The sequence below is a fragment of the Pseudomonas rhizosphaerae genome, from assembly GCF_000761155.1.
GTDB classification, from domain to species: Bacteria; Pseudomonadota; Gammaproteobacteria; order Pseudomonadales; family Pseudomonadaceae; genus Aquipseudomonas; species Aquipseudomonas rhizosphaerae.
Genome location: NZ_CP009533.1, coordinates 4,436,352 through 4,460,646, shown reverse-complemented (window position 1 = coordinate 4,460,646; position 24,295 = coordinate 4,436,352). Strand labels below are relative to the sequence as shown.

The 24,295-nt window shown below is 62.1% G+C and carries 17 protein-coding genes; 7 read left to right on the top strand and 10 right to left on the bottom strand.

Annotated features, from left to right (window positions below; all coding sequences use genetic code 11):
• Positions 1–68: 68 nt before the first annotated feature.
• Together vapC and vapB are read right to left on the bottom strand one after the other, a co-directional pair.
• A complete protein-coding gene (vapC, locus tag LT40_RS19785) occupies positions 69–479 on the bottom strand; it encodes a type II toxin-antitoxin system tRNA(fMet)-specific endonuclease VapC (RefSeq protein ID WP_043192900.1) in 411 nt (136 codons plus the stop codon).
• Positions 479–709: a type II toxin-antitoxin system VapB family antitoxin gene (gene vapB, locus LT40_RS19780; protein ID WP_043192898.1), complete on the bottom strand. Its 231-nt coding sequence runs from the start codon at positions 707–709 to the stop codon at positions 479–481. Before vapB ends, vapC begins: the two co-directional genes overlap by 1 nt.
• A gap of 237 nt (positions 710–946) precedes the next feature.
• Here vapB and LT40_RS19775 point away from each other — a divergent pair, with 237 nt between their 5' ends.
• Positions 947–3,019: a putative bifunctional diguanylate cyclase/phosphodiesterase gene (locus tag LT40_RS19775; protein ID WP_043192896.1), complete on the top strand. Its 2,073-nt coding sequence runs from the start codon at positions 947–949 to the stop codon at positions 3,017–3,019.
• On the opposite strand, the gene LT40_RS19770 is transcribed toward LT40_RS19775, so the two are convergent.
• Positions 3,016–4,233, bottom strand: a complete 1,218-nt coding sequence (locus LT40_RS19770; protein WP_043192894.1) for an MFS transporter — start codon at positions 4,231–4,233, stop codon at positions 3,016–3,018. The genes LT40_RS19775 and LT40_RS19770 overlap by 4 nt on opposite strands.
• A 229-nt stretch (positions 4,234–4,462) precedes the next feature.
• Between LT40_RS19770 and LT40_RS19765 the strand changes: the two genes are divergently transcribed.
• Complete coding sequence (locus LT40_RS19765; RefSeq protein WP_043192893.1) at positions 4,463–5,332, top strand: isocitrate lyase/PEP mutase family protein; 870 nt, start codon at positions 4,463–4,465, stop codon at positions 5,330–5,332.
• Between the two features lie 348 nt (positions 5,333–5,680).
• Positions 5,681–6,844, top strand: coding sequence for a type III PLP-dependent enzyme (locus LT40_RS19760; protein WP_043192892.1), 1,164 nt, complete (start codon positions 5,681–5,683; stop codon positions 6,842–6,844).
• A 41-nt stretch (positions 6,845–6,885) separates the two neighbouring features.
• Here the strand turns inward: LT40_RS19760 and LT40_RS19755 are convergent, their stop codons facing one another.
• Positions 6,886–7,644 carry a tetratricopeptide repeat protein gene (locus LT40_RS19755; RefSeq protein ID WP_043192891.1) on the bottom strand — a complete coding sequence of 253 codons (759 nt, stop codon included), beginning with the start codon at positions 7,642–7,644 and terminating at the stop codon, positions 6,886–6,888.
• On the bottom strand, positions 7,641–8,321 hold the full coding sequence (locus tag LT40_RS19750; protein ID WP_043192890.1) for a Fe2+-dependent dioxygenase: 681 nt from the start codon (positions 8,319–8,321) through the stop codon (positions 7,641–7,643). The genes LT40_RS19755 and LT40_RS19750 overlap by 4 nt, the downstream gene beginning before the upstream one ends.
• Positions 8,322–8,528: 207 nt before the next feature.
• Here LT40_RS19750 and LT40_RS19745 point away from each other — a divergent pair, with 207 nt between their 5' ends.
• Positions 8,529–10,838, top strand: a complete 2,310-nt coding sequence (locus LT40_RS19745) for a TonB-dependent receptor (protein WP_043192888.1) — start codon at positions 8,529–8,531, stop codon at positions 10,836–10,838.
• A 159-nt stretch (positions 10,839–10,997) separates the two neighbouring features.
• Positions 10,998–13,520 (top strand): PepSY domain-containing protein, encoded by a 2,523-nt coding sequence (locus LT40_RS19740; RefSeq protein WP_043192887.1) that lies wholly within the window; start codon positions 10,998–11,000, stop codon positions 13,518–13,520.
• A gap of 289 nt (positions 13,521–13,809) precedes the next feature.
• On the opposite strand, the gene LT40_RS19735 is transcribed toward LT40_RS19740, so the two are convergent.
• Genes LT40_RS19735 through ptsP form a run of 3 tightly spaced genes read right to left on the bottom strand, consistent with a single transcriptional unit; the run spans position 13,810 to position 19,366 of the window.
• Positions 13,810–15,540 carry a PTS fructose-like transporter subunit IIB gene (locus LT40_RS19735; protein ID WP_043192885.1) on the bottom strand — a complete coding sequence of 577 codons (1,731 nt, stop codon included), beginning with the start codon at positions 15,538–15,540 and terminating at the stop codon, positions 13,810–13,812.
• Between the two features lie 11 nt (positions 15,541–15,551).
• Positions 15,552–16,493, bottom strand: a complete 942-nt coding sequence (pfkB, locus tag LT40_RS19730; RefSeq protein WP_043192883.1) for a 1-phosphofructokinase — start codon at positions 16,491–16,493, stop codon at positions 15,552–15,554.
• A complete protein-coding gene (gene ptsP, locus LT40_RS19725) occupies positions 16,493–19,366 on the bottom strand; it encodes a phosphoenolpyruvate--protein phosphotransferase (protein WP_043192881.1) in 2,874 nt (957 codons plus the stop codon). Before ptsP ends, pfkB begins: the two co-directional genes overlap by 1 nt.
• Positions 19,367–19,700: 334 nt before the next feature.
• On the opposite strand from ptsP, the gene cra reads away from it, so the two are divergent.
• Both cra and LT40_RS19715 read left to right on the top strand, forming a co-directional pair.
• Positions 19,701–20,696, top strand: a complete 996-nt coding sequence (gene cra / locus LT40_RS19720) for a catabolite repressor/activator (RefSeq protein WP_043192878.1) — start codon at positions 19,701–19,703, stop codon at positions 20,694–20,696.
• Positions 20,697–20,698: 2 nt separating this feature from the next.
• The gene (locus tag LT40_RS19715; RefSeq protein WP_043192876.1) at positions 20,699–21,487 is read left to right on the top strand and encodes a TatD family hydrolase; all 789 of its coding nucleotides are present in this window, start codon (positions 20,699–20,701) and stop codon (positions 21,485–21,487) included.
• A 154-nt stretch (positions 21,488–21,641) separates the two neighbouring features.
• Here LT40_RS19715 and LT40_RS21650 read toward each other — a convergent pair whose 3' ends face one another.
• Entirely contained in the window at positions 21,642–23,279 is a 1,638-nt protein-coding gene (locus LT40_RS21650) for a hypothetical protein (protein ID WP_148308589.1), read from the bottom strand.
• A 15-nt stretch (positions 23,280–23,294) separates the two neighbouring features.
• The gene (locus LT40_RS21000; RefSeq protein WP_052393485.1) at positions 23,295–24,008 is read right to left on the bottom strand and encodes a hypothetical protein; all 714 of its coding nucleotides are present in this window, start codon (positions 24,006–24,008) and stop codon (positions 23,295–23,297) included.
• Between the last annotated feature and the right edge of the window lie 287 nt (positions 24,009–24,295).

Genomic DNA, 24,295 nt, shown 5'->3' with positions numbered 1-24,295 from the left:
ACCCGCAACACCGTTGGCCGCTGCACCCAAAGCCCCGTCATCTCCCTGCGATGCGGGGCTTTTTGCGTTCAGGCTGCCGGTGTTGCCCAATCTTCGATTCGAAGCCCAGGCACCCGCATGAACTCCCTGGTGTTGTTACTCACCAGGATCAGGCCTTTGGAGCGGGCATGCCCGGCGATCATCTGATCGTAAGCTCCGATCGGCATGCCCAAGCGAGCCAACTCGGCTCGCAATTGCCCGGTATGAGCGGCCGCGAACGAATCGTAATCGAGCACTTCCAGGCGCGCGGCGAAGCTTTCCACGACTTCGAGATTGCGCTGAACGTGCAGGGATTTTTCAGCCCCGTAGATCAACTCCATCAGCGTTACACTGCTGATGCACATCAGCCCGTGACTACGCTTGAAGGCAGCGCGAACATGTTCCGGACGGTTCTTGATGGTGAAGATGCAGATATTGGTGTCGAGCATGAACTTCAACATCAGAGCCCGTCGCGCTCTTGGATGGCTGGCTGCTCTCGGTCAAGCATGAAGTCGCTGGTCACAGCTTCACCCTCGAACCAGCTGTCCCATGACTCGCCAGCTGGGGTCAGGATTCGCGTCCGACCTATGGCAACAACGTCGACACGCTTGACGCCATCGGGCAATGCCAGCGCCTTGGGCAGACGAACGGCTTGGCTTTTATTGCTCAGAAAAACAGAGCCCTGCTCCATGAGTACACCTCGCTTCGATTCAGGCATCGTGATTGATCGCAAAGATGATGTATATACCCGGAGGATATACATTGCAACTCGCCGGATTACGCTCGTGAAGCGCCCTTCCCATCCCTCGCTAAAGATAGCGCATGGCGAGCCGACAACCTGTGGACCAGACCCAAGCGAACGTGACGAGCCTGGATGACCGCAAGCAGCCCCTCACTGCCCCGTAACTCCCGCCAGCAGACCTCCCCCATGAACGAAAACTCCGATGTGATGTACAGGCTGCTCGTACAGGGCGTGGTGGATTATGCGATCTACATGCTGTCGCCGCAGGGCATCGTTTCGAACTGGAATGCAGGGGCGCAGCGGGCCAAGGGTTATCGGGCGGACGAGATCGTCGGGCAGCATTTTTCCTGTTTCTACACCCCGGAGGACCGTGCCCGAGGGCTGCCGGCGCAGAGCCTGGAGACCGCGCGACAGGTTGGCCGCTTCGAGTGCGAGGGGCAGCGGGTACGCAAGGACGGCACGCTGTTCTGGACCCATGTGGTGATCGAGTCCATTCGTGACGACAGGGGCCATCTGCTGGGTTTTGCCAAGGTGACGCGCGATATCAGCGAGAAGCGTGCGCATGACCTGAGCCTGCTTGAGGCCAAGCGTCTGGCGGAAAGTCACAGCGCCGAGATGGCCTCGTTGTCGATGTTTCTCGATTCGGTGATCGCCAACATCCCGTCCAGCGTGATCGTGCAGGACGCCGTCTCGCGGCAGATCCTCCTGGTCAACCTGCAGGCCGAGCGGTTGTTCGGCAATGCTCGCGAACACATGATCGGTCGGCAATTGGAGCAATGCCTCGCTCCCGCCTTGAGTAGCTATTTGCGCCGGCTGACCGACCAGTGCGTGCGTACCGAGGGTCTGCACCATGCCGAGAGCCAGCAACACACGCCGCGTGGCCTGCGGACCTTGCGCAGCAAGACCGTGACCATAAGCGGCAAGGCGCTGGGCAGCAGCTATGTATTGCTGATCGTCGAAGACATCACCGACGAAAACGCCGCACAGGCGCGCATTCGCCATATGGCCCATCACGATAGCCTGACCGGGCTGCCCAATCGCGCGCTGTTTCGCCAGCGTCTTGAAGAGGCGCTGCGTGAAGACGCCGGCCGCGATCGCATGACGGCCACCCTGTGCCTGGACCTGGACAACTTCAAGAACGTCAACGATGCCTTGGGCCACGAGTTCGGCGATCGCTTGTTGCGCGCCATCGCCAGGCGTCTGCGCGATGTGCTGCGGGCCAACGACACCCTGGCGCGCCTGGGCGGCGACGAGTTTGCGGTGATCCTGCCCGAGCTCAAGAACGGTGAGGACGCGCAGTTCTCAGCCCAGCGCCTGATCGACACCATCGAGCCGGCCTTTTTGATCGAGGGCCACAGCCTCTGTGTGGGTTTGAGCGTCGGGATTGCACTGGCGTCCAAGGATCAGAACACCCCCGAAGAGCTGCTGCGCTGTGCCGACATGGCCTTGTACGAGGCCAAGCGCAACGGTCGCCATCGCTACGAATTCTTTCACCCGCGCATGGACGCCGTGGCGCAGAAGCGCCGTACGGTGGAGAACGATCTGCGCCAGGCCATCGTCGACAAGCAGCTGCACCTGCATTACCAGCCCATCATCGACAAGTGCGATACGCGGATCATCGGCTATGAAGCCCTGATCCGCTGGCAGCACCCGCAGCACGGCATGATCATGCCGCTGGACTTCATCGCCATTGCCGAGGAGACCGGGCTGATCCATGAACTCGGCGCACTGGCGCTGCGTGAAGCCTGCCACGAAGCACAGCGCTGGCCGGGCGAGTTGACCGTCGCGGTCAACCTGTCACCGGTGCAGTTCCGCAACAACGGGCTGGTGGAGCTGGTGCAGGCGGCATTGGCCGATTCGGGCCTGGACGCTGCGCGGCTGGAACTGGAGATCACCGAATCGGTGCTGCTGGACAACAACCAGGCCAACATCGGCATTTTGCAGCGCTTGAAAGCCTTGGGCGTGCGTATCGCCCTGGATGATTTCGGCACCGGCTACTCGTCCCTGAGCTACCTGCGCGCGTTTGCCTTCGACAAGATCAAGATCGACAAGTCATTCGTGCATGACATGAGCGACAGCAACGAAGCGATTGCCATTATCAGAGCTATCACCGGTATGGGCCGCAGCCTGCAGATGCAGGTCACGGCCGAGGGCGTGGAGAGCGACGAACAATTCATGCGGCTCAAGGCCGAGGGTTGCTCGCATTTCCAGGGCTACCTGTTCGGCCGCCCCCAGCCGGCCGAACACCGCGCCCGCTAGACCTTCTTGGTGCTGGGCAGCAGGATCGTCAGAATGCCGAACAGCGGCAGGAACGAGCACAGCCAGTACACGTACTCGATGCCGTGGATGTCTGCCAGATGCCCCAGCAGCGCTGCGCCGATACCGCCGAAACCGAACATCAGGCCGAAGAACACGCCCGCGATCATGCCCACGTTGCCCGGCACCAGTTCCTGCGCGTACACCACGATGGCGGAGAAGGCAGAAGCCAGGATGAAGCCGATGACCACGCTCAACACGCTGGTCCAGAACAGGTCGACGTAGGGCAGCATCAAGGTGAACGGCGCCGACCCCAGGATCGAGAACCAGATCACCGCCTTGCGGCCGATCTTGTCGCCGATGGGCCCACCGAAAAAGGTACCGGCCGCCACCGCGCCAAGGAACAGGAACAGGTGCAGTTGCGAACTGGCCACCGACAGGTCGAACTTCTCGATCAGGTAGAAGGTGAAGTAACTGGTGAAGCTGGCCATGTAGAAGTACTTGGAGAACACCAGCAGCGCCAGGACCACCAGCGCGGCCTTGACCCGTCCCTTGGACAGCCCGTGGCTGGCACGCTGACCGGCGCGCGCCTTGAACTGGTTGAGATGGCCACGGTACCAGCGGCTGATGGCGTACAGCAGCGCCACGGCGAATACTGCGACCAGGCCGAACCAGGCCACGTGCCCCTGGCCGTACGGAATGACGATGGCGGCCGCCAGCAGCGGGCCAAACGCTGATCCAGTGTTGCCGCCCACCTGGAAGGTGGACTGCGCCAGACCGAAGCGTCCCCCGGAAGCCAACCGCGCCACCCGCGAGGTTTCCGGGTGGAAGGTCGAGGAGCCGATGCCGATCAGGGCCGATGCCAGGAGAATCATCGGAAAGCTGCCGACCGTGGACAACAGCATGATGCCGATCAGCGTGCAGACCATGCCGGCCGGCAACAGCAGCGGCTTGGGATGGCGGTCGGTATAGAAGCCGATCCAGGGTTGCAGCAGTGACGCGGTGACCTGGAAGGTCAAGGTGATCAGGCCGACCTGGGTGAAGGTCAGGCCGTAGCTGGCCTTGAGCATGGGGTAGATCGACGGCAGCACGGCCTGGATCAGGTCGTTGACCAGGTGGGCGAGCGCACAGGCGCCAAGGATGCGCATCACCAGCGGGCTGGTCTGCGCAGCGCCGGGCGCGTTATCGAGGGTGCTTGTTGTTGGAGTGGTGGCCATGGGGATTCCGTTGGCAGGCAGGCATGGCCGGACACTCTGCCATTTTGCGTGCGCCGTCGCCAGTTGCCGACACGGGTGAAACTGGCACGGCGCAATGGCGTCAACGAATACAACTTCGACCGCGCGGTGATAAACTGGCGCCAGTCACTAAAAACCCATGAAGAATCGATAAAGTTCCAGAAACCCTGCGCAATAGGCAACTGGGGTTTCGCCAGAATCAGGAGCGATCATGCCCAAAGTTTCTCACACGGCCCTGCGTCGCCAGTTCCGTGAGCTGCTTGCTTCAAAACAGTGCTATCACACCGCTTCCGTGTTCGATCCGATGTCCGCCCGCATTGCCGCCGACCTGGGCTTCGAGGTCGGTATCCTTGGGGGCTCGGTGGCCTCGCTACAGGTGCTGGCTGCCCCCGACTTTGCGCTGATCACCCTTTCCGAGTTCGCCGAACAGGCCACGCGCATCGGTCGTGTGGCACAGCTGCCGGTGATTGCCGATGCCGACCACGGCTATGGCAACGCGCTGAACGTGATGCGCACGGTGGTCGAGCTGGAACGCGCCGGCATCGGTGCGCTGACCATCGAAGATACCCTGCTGCCGGCGCAGTTCGGCCGCCGCTCCACCGACCTCATCTCGGTGGCCGAGGGCGTTGGCAAGATCCGCGCAGCGCTGGAGGCGCGGGTCGACCCCGAGCTGACCATCATCGCCCGCACCCACGCCGGTGTGCTGTCCACTCAGGAAGTCATCAGCCGTACCCAGGCCTATCAGGCGGCCGGTGCCGACGGTATCTGCATGGTCGGCGTGAAGGATTTCGAGCACCTGGAACAGATTGCCGAAAACCTCAGCGTGCCACTGATGCTGGTGACCTACGGCAACCCGGCACTGCACGACGACGAACGCCTGGCCGCACTGGGCGTGCGGGTCGTGGTGGCGGGCCATGGTGCCTATTTTGCAGCCATCAAGGCCACCTACGATTCACTGCGCGAACAGCGCCAGCAGTTCAGCAAGAGCACCGACCTGAGCGCCACCGAGCTCACTCACACCTACACCCATCCAGAGAGTTACGTGGGTTGGGCCAAGGAGTTCATGAACGTCAAGGAATGACCGGCGGGGCAGCCAGGCGGGAACATCATGCGGTCATGTGGGTCGGTTAAAAGGGAATCGCTGAAGGGTTCCACTGCCGGCCCCGTCGGCAACGTACGAAAACGCGACATTTTTAGTTGCTCTCAAGCCTTCCACGCCCTAAAGTTCGCGCCGACCGTCCATGCTGGAAACGATCCATCCGGCTCAAGTACTGACGACGAGACAACAGGCCATCGGAAAGCAGCTTTCCGTGGCCTTTTTGCTTTCGCCCGACATGCCTTGGGAAGTAGGCGAACCAAAGTGGGGATACGGAGGATGGTCATTTGAGCCCATTTATATTCACGACGTTTGCCACCAGGAGTCCCTAGCATGTCGATCAACGTCGAAGACTACTTCGCACGCGATACCTTCAACAAGATGAAGGCGTTCGCCGACAAGCAAGAAACCCCCTTCGTACTCATCGATACCGCCATGATCAGCAAGGCCTACGATGACCTGCGCGCCGGGTTCGAATTTGCCAAGGTGTATTACGCGGTCAAGGCCAACCCGGCCGTGGAGATCATCGACCTGCTGCGCGACAAGGGTTCGAGCTTCGACATCGCCTCGATCTACGAGCTGGACAAGGTCATGAACCAGGGCGTGGGTCCGGAGCGCATCAGCTACGGCAACACCATCAAGAAATCCAAGGACATCCGCTACTTCTACGACAAGGGTGTGCGCCTGTACGCCACGGACTCCGAAGCCGACCTGCGCAACATCGCCAAGGCCGCACCGGGTTCGAAGGTCTACGTGCGGATCCTCACCGAAGGCTCGACCACGGCCGACTGGCCATTGTCGCGCAAGTTCGGCTGCCAGACCGACATGGCCATGGACCTGCTGATCCTGGCACGCGACCTGGGCCTGGTGCCCTACGGCATCTCCTTCCACGTCGGCTCGCAGCAGCGCGACATCAGCGTCTGGGACGCGGCGATCGCCAAGGTCAAGGTGATCTTCGAACGCCTCAAGGAAGAAGACGGCATTGTCCTCAAGCTGATCAACATGGGCGGCGGCTTCCCGGCCAACTACATCACCCGTACCAACAGCCTGGAAACCTATGCCGAGGAAATCATCCGTTTTCTCAAGGAAGACTTCGGTGACGAGCTGCCGGAAATCATCCTTGAACCAGGCCGTTCGTTGATCGCCAACGCCGGCATCCTGGTCAGTGAAGTGGTGCTGGTAGCCCGCAAGTCGCGTACCGCGGTCGAGCGCTGGGTGTACACCGACGTGGGCAAGTTCAGCGGCCTGATCGAAACCATGGACGAGTCCATCAAGTTCCCGATCTGGACCGAGAAGAAAGGCGAGATGGAAGAAGTGGTGATCGCCGGCCCGACCTGCGACAGCGCCGACATCATGTACGAGCACTACAAATACGGCCTGCCGTTGAACCTGGCCATCGGTGACCGCCTGTACTGGCTGTCCACCGGTGCCTACACCACCAGCTACAGTGCGGTGGAATTCAACGGCTTCCCGCCTTTGAAGTCGTTCTACATCTAAGTAGCGTATACCTGCAGGCAGCCTTGGCGCTGCCTGCAGGTCTACCCTTCCAGCGCTTGCAAGCGCTGCGCATAAAGCGTCGCCATCGCCTTGATGGCTGGCTGCCTGGCCTGCTCCAGCACCGCCACGCTGCTGCGTAGAAAATTCGTATTGCCCCCTTCCAGTGCTCGCTGCAGCCACATCACTGCCGTGTCGATATCGCCCTCCTCGGCCAGCATCGCGGCATGGCTGAACTGCCCGCGAAAATCCCCGGCCTGCGCCGAACGCTTGTACCAGACCTTTGGCGCAGGCAGATCGGCAGCCATCACCAGCCCCTGCTCCAGATAGCGCCCTACCAGGTTCATGGACTTGGCATGGCCCATGGTGGCCGCCTGCAGGTAACAGGCGAAGGCCCGCGCGTGGTCGAGCGCAAGACCACGTCCGGTGCCCCACAGGTTGGCCAGGTTGTACAAACCCCAGTCGAGCCCGGCACGGGCGGCGTGGAGATAGTGCCCGGCCGCCCGTTCGGCGCTGGCTTCGCAGCCCCAGCCGTGTTCATGGCAGCGGCCGAGCATGTTGTGCGCCATGGCGTGGCCTCGGCTGGCCGCAATGGCAAACCACTTCAATGCGAGCGCGGCATCGCGCTCGATGCCGCGGCCGTCGAGCAGAATCTGCCCGAGCAGGGCCTGGGCATCGACGACCCCCTGCCCTGCGGCGATCACCAACGCCTGCGCCGCCTTGCGCGGGTCGGCGGCGAGCATCGCCTGCAGTTGCTCGTTGTCCAGAACTTCCAGGCGACGCAGGCGCCAGTCGGCACTCATACGTCCACCCAGCGCCGCAGCAGGTTGTGATAGGTGCCGGTGAGTTGAATCAGCGAGGGGTGATCGGGAACGTCACGGCTCAACTGCTGGATCGCCCCGTCCATCTCGAACAGCAGCGCACGCTGGCTGTCTTCACGGACCAGGCTTTGCGTCCAGAAGAAGGACGCGAAACGCGCGCCGCGGCTGACGGCCCGTACCTTGTGCAGGCTGGTGGCCGGGTACAGCAGCAGGTCGCCCGCAGGCAGCTTGACCTCGCGCGTGCCGAAGGTGTCCTGGATGACCAGTTCACCGCCGTCGTAGTCCTCGGGGTCGCTGAAGAACAGAGTCGAAGACAGGTCGGTACGGACGCGCTCGACACTGCCCTTGGCCTGGCGCACGGCGTTGTCGATGTGGAAATCGAAACTTCCGCCCGCCGTGTAGCAGTTGAGCAGCGGTGGAAACACCTTGTTGGGCAACGCCGCCGACATGAACAGCGGGTTGGCCCACAGCCGCTCGAGCAAGGCTGCGCCTATTTCCAGCGCCAGCGGATGGCCTTCGGGCAGCTGCAGGTTGTGCTTGGCCTTGGCCGACTGATGGCCCGCCGTGATGCGGCCGTCGGCCCAATCGGCCTGCTCCAGGGCCTGGCGAATGCGCAGCACCTCGTCACGCGCGAACAAGCCGGGAATGTGTAGGAGCATGGACAGTTACCGCAAGCCAGAAAAGGCAGCAATGGTATTGATTCCCATTGCCGATGTACACGCATGCGCAGGGAAGAATGCCCACGAATCGCCTTCGAAATTGTACGGAATGTAACCCCTTCTCGGATAGCAACATTTCGCAATTGATACAAATATTCATTTACATTATGATCCGCCGCCTCATAACCTTGGGGAAGGTTTTCCATCATGAACCGCCAACATCCAATCATTCCGGGCTCATCGCCACGGCTGCTCGCCTCTGCCATCGGCATGGCCCTAGGCGCCACGTGCGCCGTGCAAACGGCACACGCCGCTGCCGCCGACGAAGCCAAGGCCGCTTCGGTATCGCTGGGAGCCACCAGCATCACCGGCGAAGCTCAGGAGCCGACGTCCTATCAGGCCGAACGTGCCTCCTCCACCAAGTACACCGCGCCCTTGGTCGATACCCCGCGCTCGGTGACGGTGGTACCGCAACAGGTGATCAAGGACACCGGCGCGCTCAATCTGCAGGACGCTTTGCGCACCGTGCCCGGCATCACCTTTGGCGCCGGTGAAGGCGGTAACCCACAGGGTGACCGGCCGTTCATCCGCGGCTTCGATGCCCAGGGCGATACTTATCTGGATGGCGTGCGGGATGCCGGCGCGCAGAGCCGCGAAATCTTCGCGGTGGAATCCATCGAGGTCAGCAAGGGCCCCAACTCGGCCATCGGCGGCCGTGGCGCTGCGGGCGGCACCATCAACCTGGTGAGCAAGAAAGCGCATCTGGGCGACTCGCTGGACGGTGGCTTCACCTGGGGCTCGGACCAGACCCAGCGCTATACGCTGGACGGCAACTACCAGTTCAGCGACAGCGCTGCCGGACGCCTCAACCTCATGAGCCACCAGAGCAACGTGGCCGGACGCGACCAGGTCGACTACGACCGTTGGGGCATTGCGCCTTCCCTGGCCTTCGGCCTTGGCACCGATACGCGGGTCTTCCTCGATTACTACCACCTGGAAAGCGATGACCTGCCCGATTCGGGGATTCCCTACAGCATTCCGGCCGCGGGCAACGCGGGGCGTACCTCGGCCAATCCGGACAAGCCCCAGGACGGCGGCCGCAGCAGCAACTTCTATGGCCTGAGCGACCGTGATTTCCGCAAGACTCGCAGCGACATTAGTACCTTCGCCATCGAGCACGACCTCACCGACGCCTTGACCGTGAAGAACACCCTGCGCCACGGCAATACCATGCAGGACTACATCCTCACCCAGCCCGACGACAGCCAGCGCAACGTCAATAACGGCAGTGTCTGGCGCCGTGCCAACAGCCGCGTCGGCAATACCGCGACCACCACCAACCAGACCGACCTGTTCGGCGATTTCTATGTGGGTGGATTCAAGAACAGCTTCTCGACCGGTATCGAGTTCAGCCGCGAGGACAGCGACCGCAGCAGCTACACCGTCAATACCGACACCACGCCACGGACCGCCGGTGCCAGCAGCAACTGCAGCCTCGGCAGTATCGCTTCCAGTGGCTACAACTGCACCTCGCTGGCCAACCCCAACCCGGACGATCCGTGGAACGGCGCCATTGCCCGCAACTACGCCGGCACCGACACGTCGAGCAAGACGCGGGCGATCTACGTGTTCGACACGCTGGAGCTGAGCCCGCAGTGGCAAGTCAACGCCGGCCTGCGCTACGACCATTTCGAAACCGACTACCGCACCTACACCGCCGCCGGTGCCACCACGGCCAAGAGCGAGGACACCAGCGAGTTCGTCACCGGCCAGCTGGGTCTGGTGTGGAAGCCGGCCGAAAACGGCAGCGTCTATGTGTCCTATGCCACGTCCGCCACGCCGCCTGGTGCGCTGGTCGGTGAAGGCATGGAAGGCAACCCGTTGGGGGGTGCGCCCGACCGCACGGGCAACCTGCTGAGCAGTGACCTGGAGCCGGAGGAAACCACCAACTACGAAATCGGTACCAAGTGGGACCTGCTCGACCAGCGCCTGTCGCTGACCGCCGCGCTGTTTCGTACCGAGAAGGACAACACTCGGGTACAGACCAACACCTACAGCTACGAGAACGCCGGCAAGACTCGCGTCGACGGCCTGGAGCTGTCGGCCTCGGGCAAGCTCACCGAGCAGTGGCAGGTGTTCGCCGGCTACAGCTACCTCGAGGCGCGGGTGGTGGACAACGGGCCGCTGGGCGCCGCCAACAATGGCAATCAGATGCCCAATACGCCGAACAACAGCGCCAGCCTGTGGACCACCTATCAGCTGACGCCCAAGCTGACCATCGGTGGCGGCGCCTTCTACGTCGACGACGTGTTCGGCAACCTCGCCAACACCACCTTGGTCAACAGCTATGTGCGCCTGGATGCCATGGCCAGCTACAAGATCAACAAGCACTTCGACGTGCAGTTGAACGTGCAGAACCTGGCCGACAAGACCTATTACGACAAGGCTTTCAGCACCCACTTCGCCAACCAGGCGGCGGGACGCACGGCACTGTTGAGCACCAACTTCCACTTCTGATAACAGCACATCGGTTACCGCGCCCCGCTCGTTTCGACGATGCGGGGCTTTTTATGTGTCGACAGGGCCAAGGCATGGCCTCGTGGGTGAGACCGATTCTCACCTATTGCTGCATAATGCCGGCCGCCTTCCTTTCGATTGGCCCGCTCAAGGTGATTCGTGTTCAAGAACGTCCTCTTCCAGCTGCACTGGTTTTTCGGCATCACCGGTGGCCTGGTGCTGGCCCTGATGGGCATCACCGGCGCCAGCTACTCGTTCGAGGACGAAATCCTGCGCGCGCTCAACCCGCAGACCTTGACGGTGCAGATCCGCGACACGGGCATGCTGCCCGCGGCGCAGCTGGTCGAGATTCTGGAGCAGCGTCAGGGCAGCAAGGTGGCTGCCTTGCGTGTGGACCTGGTCGACGGCAGCGCGGCACGGGTGTCCTTCGCCCCGCCTGCCGGACAGCGACGAGGGCCATCGGCGTATTTTGATCCATACACCGGGGAATTGCAGGGCGAGGTATTCGGCGAGGGTTTCTTCGACCTGATGCTGGACCTGCACCGCTTCCTGGCCATGGGTGGCACCGGGCGGCAGATCACTGGGGCCTGCACCCTGATGCTGGTGTTTTTCTGCCTTTCCGGCCTGTACCTGCGCTGGCCGCGCAGGGCGTTGAACTGGCGCACCTGGCTGACCCTGGACTGGGCCAAGAAAGGTCGCGCCTTCAACTGGGACCTGCACGCGGTGTTCGGTACCTGGTGCCTGCTGTTCTATCTGCTGGCGGCGCTGACCGGCCTGACCTGGTCGTATCAATGGTTCGGCAACGCTGTGAACCGGCTGCTTTCCGATAACCCCGCCGCTCCGCGCATCGAGCGGCGTATGGCCTCGTCGGCAGATGTGGCGCCGGTGGTGGATTACGACGCACTGTGGGCCAGCATACGCACTGCGGTCGGGCCCGAGCTGAGCCTGATCAATGTGCGCATTCCCGGCAATGTCGGGCTGCCGGCGACGGTCTTCTACCTGCGCAAGGATTCGCCGCACGACCGCGCCTTCGGCTTGCTCAGCCTTGACCCCGCCACCGGGCAGGTCAAAGACATCCAGCGTTACGAAGACAAGTCGCTGAAGGCGCAACTGCTGACCAGTATCTACGCACTGCATGTGGGCAGCTATTTCGGGCTGGTGGGTCGCATCCTGATGATGCTGGCCAGTTTGACCATGCCGTTGTTCCTGATCACCGGCTGGCTGCTGTATCTGGATCGGCGCCGCAAGAAGCGCCAGGTGCGGCTGGCGCGCGGCGTCTTGCAGCAGGACGATTCATCTGGCGGGTGGTTGATCGGTTTCGCCAGCCAGAGTGGTTTTGCCGAGCAATTGGCGTGGCAGACCGCCGGGCAATTGCAGGCCGCCGGGCACAGTGTCCAGGTCCGCGCCCTGGCCCAGGTGGACGAAGCGCAGCTACAGCAGGCCGACAAGGCGTTGTTCGTGGTCAGCACGTTCGGCGACGGCGAAGCGCCCGATACCGCACGCGGCTTCGAGCGCAAGGTGCTGGGCAGTGTGTGCGCCCTGCCCGGCTTGCGCTATGGATTGCTGGCGCTGGGCGACCGTCAGTATCCGCAGTTCTGCGGCTTTGCCCAGCGTTTGCAGCAGTGGCTCGATGCCCAGGGTGCGCAGCCGCTGTTCGCTTCGGTCGAGGTCGACAATGCCGACCCGGCAGCCTTGCAGCAGTGGCAGCAGCAATTGAGCCTGCACACCGGCGGCGTGGCCCAGGCCGTGTGGCAGGCCCCGGTATTCAGCCCCTGGACCTTGATCGAGCGCGAGCTGTTGAACCCTGCCAGCCAAGGTGCTGCGGTCTACCGGATTGCCTGGCATGACAGTGGCCAAGCCCAGTGGCAGGCGGGCGATCTGGTGGACGTCTTGCCGCGCAACGGACACGTGGCCATCGAGCAGTGCCTGTCGGGGTTGGGCCTGCAAGCCGCGACCACGGTTTTGGTCGATGGCTTGCAAGAGCCGCTTAGACAGGCGTTGGCCAGCCGTCAGTTGCCCGCCAGCCGAGGGCACCTGGTCGGCCTGCATGCGCAGGCGCTGGTGGATGCCTTGATACCCATCAGCGTGCGCGAGTACTCCATTGCTTCGGTGCCCAGCGATGGCCGGCTGGAACTGATCGTGCGCCAGGAACGCCACGGCGACGGCAGTCTGGGGCTGGGCTCGGGATGGTTGACCGAGCACGCTGAACTGCATGGCGCGGTCAGCCTGCGCTTGCGACGCAATGCGGGGTTTCATCTGCCGCAGGAGCCAGTGTCGGTGATTCTGATCGGCAACGGCACCGGTCTGGCAGGCTTGCGCAGCTTGCTCAAAGCGCGAATCGAACAGGGACAACAGCGAAACTGGTTATTGTTCGGCGAGCGCAACCGGGCCCATGACTTTCACTGCCGGGAGGAGTTACTGGGGTGGTTGGCCAGTGGTGACCTTATGCGCTTGGACTTGGCGTTTTCGCGTGATCAGGCGCACAAGGTGTATGTGCAGGATCGGCTCCGCGAGGCGGCTGACGAGTTGCTGGAATGGGTGGAAGACGGCGCGGTGATCTACGTGTGCGGAAGCCTGCAGGGAATGGCCAGCGGCGTGGACCAGGTGCTGACCCAGGTGCTAGGCCGCGAGCGGCTGGACGACCTCATCGAAACCGGCCGCTACCGCCGCGACGTCTATTGACCCACCGCGGTGGTCCCGATGGCGCTCCGCCCTTTCTGTAGCAGCGGCGCGAGCCGCGTCCGGCGGCACACGCGGTGTATCTGGTTCACCGCGGGGAGGCCGGACGCGGCCTGCGCCGCTGCTACAGGGGATCGTAGCGTCGCCGGCACACGCGGTGTATCTGGTTCACCGCGGTGAGGCCGGACGCGGCTTGCGCCGCTGCTACAGGGGATCGCAGCGTCGGCGGCACACGCGGTGTATCTGGCTCACCGCGGTGAGGCCGGACGCGGCTTGCGCCGCTGCTACGGGATCAGGCTTTGGCCGGTTCTACGGCGATTTCCTGGGTCTCCGGCTTTTTGATCACGGCATACACGACCGCGGTCAACAGGGCACCGGCAACGATGGCGAACAGGTACAGCAGGGCATGGTTGATCGCGTTGGGAATCAACAGCACGAACAGTCCGCCGTGGGGCGCCATCAGCTTGCAGCCGAAGTACATCGACAATGCACCGGTCAAGGCCCCACCGACGATGCTCGCCGGGATCACCCGCAGCGGATCCTTGGCAGCGAACGGAATGGCCCCCTCGGAAATAAAGCACAACCCCAGCACCAACGCCGCCTTGCCCGCCTCACGCTCGGTCTGGGCAAATTTGCGCCGGGCGAAGAAGGTCGCCAGCCCCAGACCGATCGGCGGCACCATGCCCGCCGCCATGGTCGCAGCCATCGGCGCATAGCTCTGCGAGGCCAGCAGCCCCACCGAAAACGCATACGCCGCCTTGTTGATCGGCCCGCCCAAGTCGACGCACATCATCGCGCCCAGCAGTACACCCAGCAGCAGAGCGTTGGTGGTGCCCATGCTGTCGAGGAAAGTCGTCAGACCTGCCAGCATTCCAGCCACTGGCTTGCCCACGACGTAAATCATCACCAGGCCGGTGAACAGGCTGGCTAGCAAAGGAATGATCAGGATCGGCTTCAGCGCTTCCAGACTGGCCGGTAAACGCGCATAGCGGTTGATCGCCTTGGCCGCGTAACCGGCGATGAAACCCGCCGCGATACCACCGATGAAGCCGGCACCCAGCGTGCTCGCCAGCAAGCCACCGATCATGCCCGGCGCAAGTCCCGGACGGTCGGCAATGGAATAGGCGATGTAACCCGCCAGCAGCGGCACCATCAGCTTGAAGGCCGCTTCACCACCGATCTGCATCAGGGCCGCCGGCAAGGTGCCAGGCTCCTTGAACGCTTCGATACCGAACACGAACGACAGCGCGATCAACAGGCCGCCCGCCACCACCATCGGCAGCATGAACGACACACCGGTCAGCAGGTGCTTGTAGACCCCGGTCTTCTCCTGCTTCTTGGGCGCACCGGCAGCACTGCCGGTGGATTCCACCTCACCTTCGGCCAAGGCCTTGTTCAGCGTCGCCTGGGCCTGCTTCAAGGCAATGCCGGTGCCGCAGCGATAGATCTTCTTGCCGGCGAAACGCTCGGTGGCCACTTCGATGTCGGCGGCCAACAGCACCACGTCGGCCTCGTCGATGGCCTGCACGCTCAACGGATTGCGCGCACCCACCGAACCCTGGGTCTCGACCTGCAGCTCGTAACCCAGCTGCTTGGCACCTTGCTGCAACGCCTCGGCCGCCATGAACGTGTGTGCCACTCCCGTAGGGCAGGCAGTCACCGCCACCAAACGCGGCGCGCGCGATGCAGCGGCAGTCGGTGCTGGCGCGGCGGCATAGGGCGTGGCCTGCTCGGCCGCCTGGAGCAGAAAGCCGTCGACGTCCTGCAGGGCATGGGCCGGGGTGCTCTGGAACAAACGCTTGCCGACGAAACGGCTCAGGTCCATCGCGCCGGTGTTGACCACCAGCACCCAATCGGCGGCTTCGATGTCGGCCGCGCTCAGGCGCAGTTCAGGGTGCTGCGAATCGAACACTTCAACGCTGGTGCTCCAGCCCTGGCGACGGGCCGCAGCATCGAGCAGACGTGCGCTCAAGACGCTCGACACCCGCCCGCTGGGGCAAGCGGTGACAATAGCTAGTTTCATCTTCAACCCTCTTATTGTTCTGTCAGCGGACGTACGCTGACGCCGCTTTCAAGCCGCGCCAGGTGCGCGACATCACTGATTCCGAAGCCGATCTGCGTCACCGCCATGGCGGCGATCGCGGTGGCCGTGCGCAGGCTGTGTTCCGGCGTCTTTTGGCTAAGCAGGCCGTGTACCAGCCCGGCCAGCAGCGAGTCCCCGGCACCTACGGTACTGGCCACATCGACCGTTGGCGGCAACGCCTGCAAGGCCAGGTCGTCGGTGAACCAGTTGACGCCGCGCTCGCCCTGGGAGATCACCACGTTGGCGACCCCGTCGGCCAGCAGGCGCCGCGCTGCGACGGCTTGCTCGGCCGGCGTTTCCACCGAGCTGCCGAGCACTTCGCCCAGCTCGTGGGTATTGGGCTTGACCAGCCAAGGGCCGGTCAGCAGGCCTGCACGCAGGGCGGCACCGCTGGTGTCGAGCGCCACTTTCAGACCCAGTTGCGCGAGCTGTTCGAGCAGCGCCTGAAACCACTGCGGGCTCACCCCGCGCGGCAGGCTACCGGCGACCACGACGGCATCGTGGCCTGGCGCGATATCCTCCAGGCGTGCCAGCAGGGCCGCCTGGGCCTGGTCATCGACCACCGGGCCCGGACCGTTGACGTCGGTGACACGGCCACTGCGCTCGGCTAGCTTGATGTTGCTGCGGGTCTCGCCCGGCACGCGAATGAACGCATCGGTAAAGCCACGCCGGGCGAACAGTTCTTCGAACGGCTGCGCATTGGCCTCGCCCAGGAATCCGCTCACGGTCACCTGGTGGCCGAGGTCGGCCAGCACCTGGGCGACGTTGAGGCCCTTGCCGGCGGCGTGACGGTGCAGCGCATGGCTGCGATTGACTTCGCCCAGCTCCAGGCCGTCGATTTCCACGGTCAGGTCCAACGCCGGGTTGAGCGTCAGGGTCAGGATGCGTGCCATCAAGATTTCTCCACCAGGGCACGCACCTGCGCGGCGGTGCCCAGCCCGAGCGCATGCCGGGCCAATTGTTGCGCGTGGCTGAGCGTGAGCTCGCGCACCCCCGCCTTGACCTCGGCGATGCTGCGCGCCGAGACACTCAATTCATCCACGCCCAGGCCCACCAGCAATGGCACGGCCAGCGGATCGGCGGCCAGCTCGCCGCACACGCCGACCCACTTGCCGTAGTCATGCGCCGCACGCACGGTGATGTCGATCAGTTGCAGCACGGCCGGGTGCAGGCCATCGGCCTGGGCCGACAGGGTCGGGTGGCCACGGTCGATAGCCAGGGTGTACTGGGTCAGGTCGTTGGTACCGATGCTGAAGAAATCCACCTCGCGGGCCAGCACCGGCGCCAGCAAGGCGGCCGACGGCACCTCGATCATGATGCCCAGTTGCAGGTCCTTGACCGGGATTTCACGACGTACGCGCTCGGTCATGTCCTTGGCCTGGCGCCACTCTTCAACGCTGCCGACCATGGGGAACATGATGCGCAACGGACGGTTGTCGGCGGCGCGCAGCAGTGCACGCAGCTGGCCCTCCATCACGTCGGGGCGTTGCAGGGTCAGGCGAATGCCGCGCACACCCAGGAACGGGTTCTCTTCCTTATCGATCGGCCAATACGGCAACGGCTTGTCGCCGCCCACATCGAGGGTGCGCACTACCAGCGGCCGACCTTGCAGACCATCGAGCACACGGCGGTACTCGGCTTCCTGCACCGCCTCGTTCGGCGCTTGCGAATGGGCCATGAAAATCAGTTCGGTGCGCAACAGGCCTACGCCTTCGGCGCCCTGCTCCACCGCTTTGGCGACACCGGCGCTTTCGCCGATGTTGGCGAACACTTCCACAGCGTGCCCGTCCAGGGTCACAGCGCTTTCCATGCGCCGCTCGGCGGCAGCCTGCAGGCGCTGCTCGCGACGATCACGGTCGGCCAGCGCCTGTTCCAGCACCTCGGGCGCAGGGGCCACGGTCAACAAGCCACGCTGGCCATCGATCAACAGCGCCGTACCGGCAGCGATCTGCAACACGCCTTCGCCTGCGCCAACCACGGCGGGAATGCCGAGGGCACGCGCGACGATGGCGCTGTGCGCCGTAGCGCCACCGCGGGCGGTGAGAATACCGGCCACGCGAGCCGGGTCCAGGCGCGCCACGTCGGAAGGGCCCACCTCGTCCATCACCAGGATGTAGGCTTCCTTGGGCTCTTCCAGCGTCGGTACGCCACACAGCTGCGCCAGCACCCGGCGACCGATGTCGCGCAGATCGGCGGCGCGCTCGGCCAGCAGGGCATCCTGCAGCGCTTCCTGCTGCACCGCGGCCGCTTCGATCACCGTGTTCCAGGCGGCCGCAGCGCTTTCGCCCTGCTGCAGACGCGCGGCGACTTCATCGGTCAGCGCCGGGTCGTCGAGCATTTCCTGGTGAGTGACGAAGATCTCGCGGATGGCTTGCGCCTGGGCGCGCTGGATCAGCCCTTCGATGTCTTGGCGGACCTGGCCCAGAGCAGCCTGCAAGCGCTCACGCTCGAGCGCTACGGACTCACCGCGCTGGGGAAACTCGAAATCGTGCAACACCTGGATGTGTGCTGGCCCCATGGCAATACCGGGGGCTGCGGCAACACCCTGTACCTGGGCACCGGTAAGCGGTGCCTGTGGCTTGGCCTTGGGTGCCTTGGCGGCCGGTGCCTGTTGCGGCGCCGCTTCGGTGACCGCTGGCAGTGGCTCCACTTCTTCGCCCAGGCCTTCTTCAATGGCTTTGAGCAGCGCCGGCAGGGCGTCGTCTGCAATGGTGGGTTCGGCCACCAACTCCAGGGTCTGACCGCGCTGCGCACCCAGGCTGAGCAGCTTGCTCAGGCTCTTGGCGGAAACGGCCAGACCGCCGGACTCGACCACCCGCAAGCGGACTTCGCCTTCGAAACTTTTGGCCAGTTGCGCGAGGATCTTCGCCGGGCGAGCGTGCAAGCCGTGGGCGTTGGCCAGCACGATGCGCGCGCTCGGCCAGTCGGCGGGCAACTCGCCACCGAGGGCTTCAAGTACCGCCCGCGTACTGGTGGCGCCGCCCAGCTCGTTGCCGCGGCCTTCGATGAGCAAGGCGCACAGGCGCTCGAGCAGTGCCTGGTGGGCCTCACCCAAACTGGCCAGGCAGAACAGCCCGGTCAACGGCTGGCCCAGGTAGCGCAAAGGCTTGTCGGGGGTGACGAAAGCCAGGCCCGGACGTTTGACGGTCTGCTCGCTGTGCAGCCACCATAGGCCGTCGCCCAGCGGCAGCGCTTCGACTTGCTGCAGCAACGCCGCGAAACCATTGCTGACACAGTCGGCCTGGCGCAACAGACGGGCACCGCGCCAGACCAGCTCTTCGAAATCTTCGGCCATCACACCCAGGCTGATCATCTGCGCATCCAGCGCCAGTTCCTGCGGCGCCCCCTGCAGCAGCTTCAGCAGCGCTGGCGCGTCATTGGCACGGCGCAGTGCTTCACCCAGATCGGTTTCACCCAGCGCGCGGGTCAGCAATTGCAGCAGGCGCAGGTGCTCGTCGGATTTGGCAGCAATGCCGATGGCCAGGTAAACCATCTGCCCGTCGCCCCAATCCACGCCTTCGGGGAATTGCAGCAGACGCACACCGGTGGTGAACACCAGGTCGCGGGTGTCGGGCGTACCGTGGGGGATGGCGATGCCTTGGCCAAGAAAGGTCGAGCCTTGAGCTTCACGCGCTTGCAGGCCGGCCAAGTAACCTTCGGCCACCAGGCCATCGGCAACCAGCTTGTCGGCGAGCAATTGCAGGGCGGCGGCTTTATCCACGGCGCTCTGGCCCATGGATATCTGCTCTATAGTGAGCTCCAGCATTGCCTCTCTCCTTTACAGCGGCGGCAGCGCGCTGAGGTATTGTTGTGAAGTGTGAGCATAGAGCATCGATCGGCGTGCTCCGTACTCTCGATGGGTCCGGCCTGCGTTGCCGAGGGTAAAAGTGAGACCTCGACAAGAGATGTTTTACGGCAGGAAACACGCAGGCTGAAACGTTTAATCTAGAATGTAGCGCACGTTACTCGATAATCTTCGATGATTGAAGTCCAACCTGTCGGTTACGTTGCCTGAAACGGGCGTGACGCAACCCATGAACGATGAATAAGCGCGTCTTGAATGCTCTGGCACGGGCGCGCCGACAACAAGGAATCAACGGTTGAAACTCAGTGATATTGCTCGCCTGGCTGGCGTTTCGGTGACCACTGCCAGTTACGTCATCAATGGCAAAGCCGCTCAACAGCGCATCAGCAAGGCGACGGTGGCGCGCGTCGAGGCCATCGTCCTGGAGCACGGCTTTACGCCTAATCCCCAGGCGGCCGGCCTGCGCAGTCGGCACACGCGCACCTTGGGCTTCATCCTGCCGGACCTGGAAAACCCCAGTTACGCGCGTATCGCCAAACTGCTCGAACAAGGTGCCCGCGCTCACGGCTACCAACTGCTGATTGCCAGCTCCGATGACGACGCTGCCAGCGAACGGCAGTTGCTGCAACTGTTTCGCGCCCGTCGCTGCGACGCGCTGTTCGTCGCCAGCTGCCTACCGGCCAGCGACGACAGCTACCGCGAGTTGCAGGCCAAGGGCACTCCAGTGATCGCCATCGACCGAATGATGGACCCGGCGCAGTTCTGCTCGGTAATCAGCGACGACCGCAACGCCAGCCTGCAGCTGACCCAGAGCCTGTTGTTGCCCAAGCCTCGGCACATCGCCCTGATCGGCGCGCGTCCGGAATTGAGCATCAGCCAAGCGCGTACCGAAGGTTTCAATACCGCGCTGGCCGATTTCGACGGCGCGGTGCTGGTCGAACACAGCGAATACTTCAGTCGCGAAGGCGGCCAGCATTCCATGCTGGCCTTGCTCGAAAAACTCGGCCACCTGCCCGACGCGCTGGTGACCACCTCCTACGTACTGCTGCAAGGCGTGTTCGATGTGCTGCAGGAGCGGCCCGTGGATTCCCAGGCGCTGCATCTGGGTACTTTTGGCGATACCCAGCTGCTGGACTTCCTGCCGTTGCCGGTCAACGCCATGGCTCAGCAACACAACATGATCGCCAGCAAGGCCTTGGAACTGGCACTGGCGGCGGTGGAACAAAAGCACTACGAGCCCGGCGTCAACGCGCTGGCCCGTACCTTCAAACAGAGGATTCACGAGGCCTGATCGTGCGCTTGATCGACACCCACACCCACCTGGATTTTCCCGACTTCGATGCCGATCGCCCGCGCGTGCTGGACAGCGCTGCGGCGCGAGGCGTGGAGCGGGTGGTGGTCCTGGGCGTGCACCAGGCCAACTGGCAACGGGTATGGGACCTGGCCCTGGCGGATGAACGGGTGTACGCGGCACTGGGCTTGCACCCGGTGTTTCTCGAAGAACATCAGCCCGACCATGTGAGCGAGCTGCGCGAGTGGCTGGAGCGGCTGCACGGACACCCCAAGCTCTGCGCCATTGGCGAGTTCGGTCTGGATTACTACCTCAAGGATCTGGATCGCGACCGGCAACAGGCATTGTTCGAGGCGCAGTTGCAACTGGCCGTGGATGTGCAACTGCCGGTATTACTGCATGTGCGCCACAGCCATGCCGCCGTGATTGCGACCCTGAAGCGCTTCAAGCTGCCGCGGGCCGGTGTGATTCATGCGTTTGCCGGGAGTTGGGAGGAGGCGCGGGAGTATCTGAAACTGGGCTTCAAGCTGGGCCTGGGCGGCGCACCGACCTGGCCGCAGGCGTTACGCATGCACAAGGTGCTGCCGCGCTTGCCGCTGGACGCCATCGTTCTGGAAACCGATTCGCCCGACATGGCGCCGGCGATGCATCCGGGCGTACGCAACAGCCCGGAGCATTTACCGGACATCGCAGAAGCCCTGGCCGGCATCATGGGCACCGATGCCACGACCCTGGCTGCGGCCAGCACGCAGAACGCCAATGCCTTGTTCGGTTGGCCGGATGCGCGTTGACCCCGGACGCGGCTCGCGCCGCTGCTACAAAAGCCGTGAGAATCACCATTGCCCCTGTAGCAGCGGCGCAAGCCGCGTCGGCAAGCAACTGGACGGCATCCATAGTGACAACTCGTCTATCATAAATACGCCTAGGCTATGCCTGTATTATCCATCAGGAACCAACTGCAAGGCTTAGCTCCAAAGGCTCGGTTACGCCGAACGCTGCGTAGTTACCCGATGGAGATACATCACCTGCGACGGCCATAGCGTCTGTCAGTCTGGCTACTTGGGCTTCTAATTTCGCGAGAGTCTTGGTGGAGAGCTCCACTTCACGGTCCTTTGCGAGAAGAACTTGAAAACCGACTTCTAGAATCTCTTGCGCTTCGCCGCCCATGACAAAGCTTCCAGCTGAAAGCAGCTTGTTACCACCTTCATCCAATACCCCTAGATCCACCTTGGCAAGGCTGATTTGCGTAATATCCAAATCCGATAAAGAATGGAGCTCACTCACTTCACCTTCGTCTCGCAGACCGTTGGCATTCTCATCGATCCAACTGAGCCCGTCCATATTGCTGTCTACCCATACCTGCAATCGCTGCCAGACGGCATCCCGCCCATCAATAACGTTATCCTCATTCAAATCGAATGATGTCAGTGCGGCAAATCCGCTACCAAAAATGCTTTGCTCGGACCCAATGTCTAGAGGCCCTGGGGCGCCTAAATGCTCTGACACCAACTCTGCAATGCTATCAATTTGATCATTTTCATTGATATCCATTACCAGCAATCCATCTGCCGGCCCTACCCAGCTCGTCCTATCATTTGAATTGCTATCGTTGTTCATGTCAAAAGCGACAGCATTGGCGTGCAGACTGGTAAGCCCCACACCATCCCCGTTCAGGTCCATTACCAACGGGTCGATAGTAAGAATCGGACGTGTGTTACTCCAGCGAACCCCACCGCCGAAGCCGTCGCCGGGGTGGCCGACATTGCCAAATCCGGGCCGTGGCCTGCGACGACCTTTACGGCCATGGGGCGCGCTGATCGGTGTAGACGTAGGTATAGGCATGGGTGGTAATGGCGCAGAAGGTGGAGACATGGCGGGAGATGTTGGATCGGGGTGCCATTGCGCGGGCTGCACAGTGGAACTGATAGTGGAATAGACCCCATCGAAAAAGCTATTCAGTTCTTTACTTGAAACATTGACAGCAGCATTCCCCACCGAAATTGCATTATCGAGTGTTTCGATGCGATTCAGCCATCTGGATGCATGCGCCGCTTGTGCCTCATTACCAAACATCCGTGCATGAAACATCATCGAATAGGTGCTTCTGGCAAGCAACAGCTCATTCACAGGATTACCAGCAGCATTGAGAACGGAATCCCAGTACAGCTGTCTTTCATTGTCGTTGCCAATCACTTCAAACACAGCATTCAACGTCCAAGCATCTCGACCATATCCGAGCCCCTCAAAAGCTTCTGTATGAAGATCCCAAGCCTCACGATAATTTATCTCTCTGTGTACGGACCCCGCTTCCGCAATCTGCAGACTCAGCTTATCAACATACCCCCGAGCCATGTGCTGATATACACGCACACGATCCTCCTCGGTAAATCCCCTACCGGTTGCTTCCACAGTAGACTGTAGAAAACTGGTCGCCGCCGCGCCGGCTATCGAACCTTCACTACTCAACACACCTAGCGCGAGTTCCGCGTAGCGATGCCCAGAAGCCGCGACGAGCGTATACATCACGTCATACTCACCCCAATGCACAAATCTAGCACTCTGATCCAATTGTTGCGACGTCATCAACCTAGTCAAAATTTAATTCCTTTTAAAGTTTAAAAACATCAATTTTGCTTGATGCATAATAGTTTGCCACTCTACTAGATAAGGCGTTGTGTAATTGGCAATAACCAAAATCCGACCTTGATTGGTCAACCACCTTTGATCGCAGTCAAAATGACGTCCGTCCGGGTAGTAGCCGCAAACTACCAGAACATCTGTATAACCATTTTTCTCCCTCCAGTATATATCTTTTTTAGTACCCCTCATCGGCTGCTCAACACCGATTAACTTGTAAAGCCCCAGTTTTTCATCGAAGGTGCTGTCTCGAATCAGATCAATGCCAGTTCTCATTATTAGATATTCCAGCCTAAAGCCGGTATCGTGCTTGCTAACAGGTCCTCTTTTTTCTAAAGTCAGCCCCATTTGACCCGGCGGCCGATTTGCACCAACCCACATTTTTTCAGCAGGTAACAAACTCGGCCACTGCACTTTCAGGGCCACTACTGCAAAGTTGGCATCGCACCCCCTTTTGTTCCTCTTGTAACCCTGCTCCCATATACTGAACCCCTCATACTCGGGAGACAAAAACACATAAGGCGCAGGGAAATCGAACACCTCCCCGTCAAACTTTCCGCACGATGATCTTTGTTCAGGCGGACTGCCCAAAAATGAATACCGAGTAAAAGGCGAATAGAACAGAAAGAGCACTATAAAAATAGCGAAACCCACGGCTAATGTATATTTGATCATTATCCCAGTAGGCCTCTTTGCAACACAGCCGACAAATGACTAAGCCGGCGACTTGGAACCGTTCTCTTTTCAGTTTCAACGCTGCAGTGACGGCCGTGCCTGGCCTCGCTTGCAACATCGTGCATTTGTTGCCGTGCTGATACGGCGACCGTGCAAAGACGAGCAAGCATGAGCAAACAGGCGCGTCCGGTGGCAGTAGATAGCAGAGTGCCAATGGGCATGATTCCTCCTTGAGTCGAAGACCTTAATAAAGAGAATAGGAATCATTTACCAAGCGCGATGCCGGC

Excerpts from the sequence above, each read along its gene's own strand:
- LT40_RS21000 (WP_052393485.1), bottom strand. The coding sequence starts at position 24,008 with ATGATCAAATATACATTAGCCGTGGGTTTCGCTATTTTTATAGTGCTC.
- LT40_RS19760 (WP_043192892.1), top strand. The coding sequence starts at position 5,681 with ATGTCGATCAACGTCGAAGACTACTTCGCACGCGATACCTTCAACAAG.
- LT40_RS19765 (WP_043192893.1), top strand. The coding sequence starts at position 4,463 with ATGCCCAAAGTTTCTCACACGGCCCTGCGTCGCCAGTTCCGTGAGCTG.
- vapC (WP_043192900.1), bottom strand. The coding sequence starts at position 479 with ATGTTGAAGTTCATGCTCGACACCAATATCTGCATCTTCACCATCAAG.
- vapB (WP_043192898.1), bottom strand. The coding sequence starts at position 709 with ATGGAGCAGGGCTCTGTTTTTCTGAGCAATAAAAGCCAAGCCGTTCGT.
- LT40_RS19745 (WP_043192888.1), top strand. The coding sequence starts at position 8,529 with ATGAACCGCCAACATCCAATCATTCCGGGCTCATCGCCACGGCTGCTC.
- LT40_RS19770 (WP_043192894.1), bottom strand. The coding sequence starts at position 4,233 with ATGGCCACCACTCCAACAACAAGCACCCTCGATAACGCGCCCGGCGCT.
- LT40_RS19735 (WP_043192885.1), bottom strand. The coding sequence starts at position 15,540 with ATGAAACTAGCTATTGTCACCGCTTGCCCCAGCGGGCGGGTGTCGAGC.
- LT40_RS19775 (WP_043192896.1), top strand. The coding sequence starts at position 947 with ATGAACGAAAACTCCGATGTGATGTACAGGCTGCTCGTACAGGGCGTG.
- ptsP (WP_043192881.1), bottom strand. The coding sequence starts at position 19,366 with ATGCTGGAGCTCACTATAGAGCAGATATCCATGGGCCAGAGCGCCGTG.
- pfkB (WP_043192883.1), bottom strand. The coding sequence starts at position 16,493 with ATGGCACGCATCCTGACCCTGACGCTCAACCCGGCGTTGGACCTGACC.
- LT40_RS19750 (WP_043192890.1), bottom strand. The coding sequence starts at position 8,321 with ATGCTCCTACACATTCCCGGCTTGTTCGCGCGTGACGAGGTGCTGCGC.
- LT40_RS21650 (WP_148308589.1), bottom strand. The coding sequence starts at position 23,279 with ATGACGTCGCAACAATTGGATCAGAGTGCTAGATTTGTGCATTGGGGT.
- LT40_RS19755 (WP_043192891.1), bottom strand. The coding sequence starts at position 7,644 with ATGAGTGCCGACTGGCGCCTGCGTCGCCTGGAAGTTCTGGACAACGAG.